The sequence below is a fragment of the Methanosarcina spelaei genome, assembly GCF_002287235.1.
Lineage (GTDB): Archaea > Halobacteriota > Methanosarcinia > Methanosarcinales > Methanosarcinaceae > Methanosarcina > Methanosarcina spelaei.
Window position 1 is genome coordinate 1 of record NZ_LMVP01000130.1, and the last position, 5,660, is coordinate 5,660.

Annotated in this window: 3 protein-coding genes; all 3 read left to right on the top strand. The window is 42.7% G+C overall.

Annotation, left to right across the window (positions count from 1 at the left end; all coding sequences use genetic code 11):
* Window positions 1–988 precede the first annotated feature (988 nt).
* The 3 genes from hdrA2 to ASJ81_RS08415 all read left to right on the top strand — a co-directional run bounded on the left by hdrA2 (window position 989) and on the right by ASJ81_RS08415 (window position 5,502).
* Complete coding sequence (gene hdrA2 / locus ASJ81_RS08405; RefSeq protein ID WP_095644087.1) at window positions 989–3,367, top strand: CoB-CoM heterodisulfide reductase HdrA2; 2,379 nt, start codon at window positions 989–991, stop codon at window positions 3,365–3,367.
* Window positions 3,367–4,836, top strand: coding sequence for a 4Fe-4S binding protein (locus ASJ81_RS08410; protein WP_095644086.1), 1,470 nt, complete (start codon window positions 3,367–3,369; stop codon window positions 4,834–4,836). The genes hdrA2 and ASJ81_RS08410 overlap by 1 nt, the downstream gene beginning before the upstream one ends.
* Before the next feature lie 450 nt (window positions 4,837–5,286).
* Window positions 5,287–5,502 carry a winged helix-turn-helix domain-containing protein gene (locus ASJ81_RS08415; protein ID WP_052723276.1) on the top strand — a complete coding sequence of 72 codons (216 nt, stop codon included), beginning with the start codon at window positions 5,287–5,289 and terminating at the stop codon, window positions 5,500–5,502.
* Window positions 5,503–5,660 lie beyond the last annotated feature (158 nt).

Genomic DNA, 5,660 nt, shown 5'->3' on the forward strand with positions numbered 1-5,660 from the left:
AGGTAAATCGATGGGGAGAATACATGAGGAAGAGATTTTTTAGCGAAGTACTGAATATAGTTATTAGATATTTTTGGCATAGTATGTTGAGCCTATCCAAATAGCTACTTTCTCTTTATTCATTGGGAATTTCAAAGTTGTTTTCATGATCTTGAGCTTGATTAATTATTCGAGATACAGGACTCAGGAAGCAAATTTCAAGTTATGGAATGAACTCATAAAGTATTTAAAGAATAACTGAATAAACAATTCAATTAATTGTTTAAAGTCATGTGGAGTTTGCACACCACTTCTTAAATTTTGCATATCAGAAGACAAGAAGTAAGTTAACTTGTAATTTATTTTATCTTTTGAATATATCTGTTTAAGGATATATTATAGAAACCCTTATATTGTCACAAAAACAAATATTATTTATGTTATGTTATAAAATAGTAAGTTTAAGCTGCCAGTTTTTGCTCAATCGTCGACGCACACTGCTTTTAAATTCTTACAATTTTCGCAGCTTTGCTCATTTATCTTCTAAATTTGTATAAAAATCATCCAACGTGAGTCATAAGGATACTGAGTTGAGTCACCGTGATGAAATAAAGGTTTTGATTTTGTACAAAACACCTATATTTTTATTCAGTTCAAAAGATAATGTATAGGGATATGTAAAAATAACTGGTTTGTGTCTGAGTGCCTGATTCACAACTGAGTAACAAATTAATTGATAAGTAATAACTTAACCGGTATTATCAAACTCATGAACTTGAACTGATAAAACACTCTAGTTTAAAAAAGTCTTTGTTGATCAGCTGTACCAACCTGACTTTTTTGTATGGTAAAATGCCCTGGATGCACGGTTCTGAATTATGGTCAAGAAATTCTCAGAAATTATGACTTTCAATTATAACTTGAAAGTTATATGTAAAACATGTCAAAATTGATCACGAAGTATTCACTAACATTCAATATAAAACACAGGTATATGGAGTCACCAATTATGCGAATCGGAGTTTACATTTGCCACTGCGGGCTAAATATTGCTGGAGTAATAGATGTATTAGCTCTGCAGGAAATGGCGGCTGAACTGGAAGATGTGGTGCTCGCCCGGGAAGTACAGTTTCTATGTTCCGATTCCGGACAGGAAGGCATCATTAAGGATATAAAAGAAAGCAAAGTCGACAGGGTTGTAATAGCTGCCTGCTCTCCAAGGCTACATGAGAAGACCTTCAGGCATGTAATGGAAAAAGCCGGGTTGAACCCTTACCTTATGGAAATGGTAAATATAAGGGAGCAGTGCTCTTGGGTGCACGCCGATGACCCCCAGATGGCAACCCAGAAGGCTTTTGACCTTATAAGGATGGGAGTTGCAAAGGCAAAATTCCTCAAGGAGCTAAGTGCAACAAGTTCAAAAGCCAGCAGAAATGTCCTGATCATAGGAGGAGGGGTTGCCGGAATCGAAGCAGCACTGAACCTTGCAGAAGCCGGTTTTCCAGTCATAATGGTGGAAAAGGAATCCACAATCGGGGGAAAAATGGCCCTGATGAACGAGGTTTTTCCCACAAATGACTGCTCCATCTGTGTGCTTGCACCTAAAATGACTGAAGTTCAGAACCATCCGAATATTACCCTTTACACTTATTCCGAAGTTACCGATATTTCCGGATCTGTCGGCAAATTCCATGTAAAAGTCAAACGCAAACCCAGGTTCATACTTGAAGACAAATGTAAGGGCTGTGTCGATCTCTGCTCTGCAGTCTGCCCCGTAGAAATCGAGAACCCTATGAATTACGGGGTCGGAAAGACCAGAGCTATATATATGCCAATTCCTCAGTCCGTTCCGCAGGTAGTGCTAATAGATCCTGACCACTGTGTCGGTTGCGGGTTGTGTTTACAGGCCTGTCCTGCTGATGCTGTGGACTACGAGCAAAAACCTGAAGAGATTGAGTTTGAAGCGGGAGCAGTTATCGTTTCAACAGGTTACCAGCTATTTGATGCATCCAGGAAAAAGGAGTACGGATTTGGAAAGTATCCAGATGTTATAACCAATATGCAGCTTGAACGCATGCTTAACTCTGCAGGGCCTACAGGCGGAAGAGTCCTTGTGCCTTCCACAGGCAAACCCCCAAAAAGCGTTGCGTTCATTCAGTGTGTCGGTTCAAGGGATAAAACAGTTGGCAATGAATACTGCTCAAGGGTTTGCTGCATGGCCGCACTTAAAAACTCCCAGATGGTTAAGGAACGCTACCCTGACACTGAGATCACAATTCACTACATTGACATCCGGGCTGCAGGAGAAATGTATGAGGAGTATTATACAAGGACGCAGGCTATGGGTGTTGATTTCATAAGAGGAAAAGTTGCCGAAATTTACGCAGGCGAAGATGGCAGACCTGTACTCAGGTATGAAAATACCCTTGAATCCCGGGTTGAAGAAGAAGCCTGTGACCTTGTTGTGCTCTCAACAGGCTATGAACCCAGCAAAGCAGCAGAAGGCATAGGCCGTATGTTAAACCTTGCTCGGCGGCCTGATAGGTTCTTTGCAAGCGCTCACCCGAAAATGCGTCCTGTAGATGCCCCGGTAAGTGGGGTTTTCCTTGCAGGCTGTGCCTCAGGGCCCAAAGAGATCCAGGTTTCGATTGCTCAGGGAAGTGCATGTGCATCCAAGGTTATGCAACTCCTCGGAACAGGTGAGCTTGAAGCCGATCCTATGGGAGCTCATGTTGACCCTGAAAAATGCATAGGCTGCAGGACCTGTCTTGAGGTCTGCAAATTCGGGAAAATCAAAATAGAGAATAAAAAAGCTGTTGTAGACGAGGTTTCATGTTATGGCTGCGGAGACTGTAGTGCTGCATGCCCTGCTGGGGCAATCCAGATGCGAAACTTCGAAAACGAACAGATTCTTTCCCAGGTTCGGGCTGCAACTGCACACAGGTCTCAGAGTCCTTTTATTGTGGCTTTCCTCTGCAACTGGTGCAGTTACGCCTGTGCAGACCTGACCGGGATGTCGAGACTGCATTACCCGACAAATATCAGGGTTATCCGTACAATGTGCTCGGCAAGAGTGAACCCGGAATTCGTACTTGAAGCCTTAAAAGGCGGAGCCGACGGAGTGCTTGTTGCAGGCTGCAGAATGGACGAGTGCCATTACATCCACGGAAATTTCGATGCAAAACAGAGGATGGACGTTTTAAAGGAAGTTATAACGGAAATCGGGCTCGACCCCAGACGGCTGAGAACTCTATGGATCTCGGCTGCCGAAGGAGAACGTTTCTCAAATACGATTACCGAGTTTGTAAAGGAGCTTGAAGAAATCGGGCCCATAGGAACCGAACTCAAGCTTGAAAAACCCGAAACCGAACTTGAGGAGGTGGCATAATGAGAGAAGAGCGCACTGAACAGGAAGCCCACATCTGCAGAGGTTGCTGTGAAACAGAAGAAAATGAAGTTATAGAACTTGAAGATGGATTCGAAACCAATGAGTTCGAAGCCGATAAGTTCGAAGCCGGGGATCTTGAAGCAGAAGCTCCCGAGAATCCTGAGGAATCCCAGGAAAAGATCACGGTTACAACCAGCATGGACCTTCAGGGCTCCCATTTTCTCTATACCCAGGCCACCGAGAAATCCATCAAGACTCTGGATTATGATTATAAACGCTGCAACGGCTGTGGAATCTGTGCGGAGATCTGTCCGACAAAAGCTCTTGAAATGGGACCACTTCATGAAATTGCAACCGGGCTTGATGCGCCTGCTGTGATGATGGACCTTGAGAAATGCACTTTCTGCAGGATGTGCTCAAACTTCTGCCCTGTTCATGCCATCACCTTTGAAGCTGTGGGAGAAGTTCCCGATGAGAAACAGTATCCGAAATACGATACGTTTGTTAAGATTAATGATAAATGCCTCCCCTGTGCTCTATGTGAGGGAGCCTGCCCTCAGGATGCAATTGAAGTCGAGTTCACTTTCCCGAAAAAAGAAGAGATCGCGCCTTTAAAGGAAGGGGCAGAAGGAGAGATCGAGATCGACACTGATAAGTGCAATTTCTGCGGAGTCTGCGCTCGGTTCTGTGACGCCTTCATCCTTCTCGAGCGTGAACCTACACCTGATAATCCCGTACCTTTCGAGCAAATCCTTGTGGACGAGGACAAATGTGATTATTGTGTGCTATGCCAGGATCTCTGCCCTGAAGAAGCAATAAAGGTTAAAGGAGAACGCCCCTGTGAGGCTCCGAAAATCGAGGGGAAAATTAAGATAGACGAGTTAAAGTGTACACAGTGTGCACGCTGCAAGACTGTCTGTCCGTATGAAGCCGTGGACCTGCAAAAACCTATGGAAGGAGAGCTGAGCCTTATTGAAACGAACCTTAAGGAATGTGATCCTCAGGGGTGCCGTGGATGTTTTAATGTCTGTCCCTCCGAACTCTGGTATGTGCCTACAGATCCTGAAGACCCTCGAAAAATCGCTTTTGCAGAGGACTTCTGTACCTATTGCGGAGCCTGTGTAAAAGCCTGTCATTTAGATGCTATTAAAGTGGAAAGGATCGAGGTCCACCACACCGAAATTCCTGATACCCCCTGGGCTGCCCAGTGGAGGGATGCAATTGAGTCCCTGAAGACAGGAGTAAGGAAAGGAGTTGACCGTGCAGTACATAGGGAAACCGAGACCCTTAAAGCCCAGAAATTCATGGGTATAACACCTCCAGGAGTTGACGAGAAAATGCTTGCAGCCGTGCAGGAAAAACTTGAGGCTTTAATGCCAGCCCTCAGGAGTGCTAAAGTCAGGAAACTCTGGGAAACCGACTCTCCGAAAAATGCAGCTGCAGCCGTGAAAAAGAAAATTGAAGGTTAAAAGGTAAGAATTGAAGAAAGTTAAAGTGAGAATGGAAATGAGTTCTCATTTTACTAGTACTACGGTTCTCAAGCAGGTTCATAAAACTTAACCAGGACTTACGCGGTTGAACTGAGAAATCAATAGTATAAAATCTTTAACTGTCGAAATACGTAACATATTCGCAGTGTCGAATGTGCTTGATTTTGTACTTCAAGTGCGTAAGTCCTATCAACTTTTTAATAGATCCAAGATCACGGACTTTCCAAGGAAAACAAGGAATTTATTTTGAAACCGAAGTACTAGTAAACTATTTTGATTTATTGGAAAAAACCTTAGCAGAAAAACCTAATATATTGACCCAACATATTGTTTAAGGTCTGTATATTTAGAATTCATAAACTTATTACCCTGAAAACATTACCTATTTTTTAAAGGAAAGCAGTCCTGATAACGAAATTGGTGATAAATATGCCAGAGAACATGAACTTAAAAATCGGAGAAGCTGCAGGAGTGTTATATCATAGGCTAGAAGAAGGTGAATGCAGTTTGAACCAGGTAAAGACTCACCTGAGTGCCAATGGCTTTGATTCTCAAATGGCTTTGATGTCTATTGGCTGGCTTGCTAGAGAAGACAAGATAAGCCTTGATAAAAAATCTAATCGCTGGTATGTCCGATTGAAATAACCTTTGTTGAATTTTTGGATTATACTCTGTTTTATATAAATATGATTTTCCATTTTTCCATTTATACTTCCAGTAGCTTGCTTTTCCTTCAAGGCTTATTTGTTGATGGTCAATTTGTATCTAATTGATATTATATATTTGAAAATCGTATATTTATA

What these genes read in the sequence shown, in the direction of transcription:
- hdrA2 (WP_095644087.1), top strand. Translation starts at nt 989, where the DNA reads ATGCGAATCGGAGTTTACATTTGCCACTGCGGGCTAAATATTGCTGGA.
- ASJ81_RS08410 (WP_095644086.1), top strand. Translation starts at nt 3,367, where the DNA reads ATGAGAGAAGAGCGCACTGAACAGGAAGCCCACATCTGCAGAGGTTGC.
- ASJ81_RS08415 (WP_052723276.1), top strand. Translation starts at nt 5,287, where the DNA reads ATGCCAGAGAACATGAACTTAAAAATCGGAGAAGCTGCAGGAGTGTTA.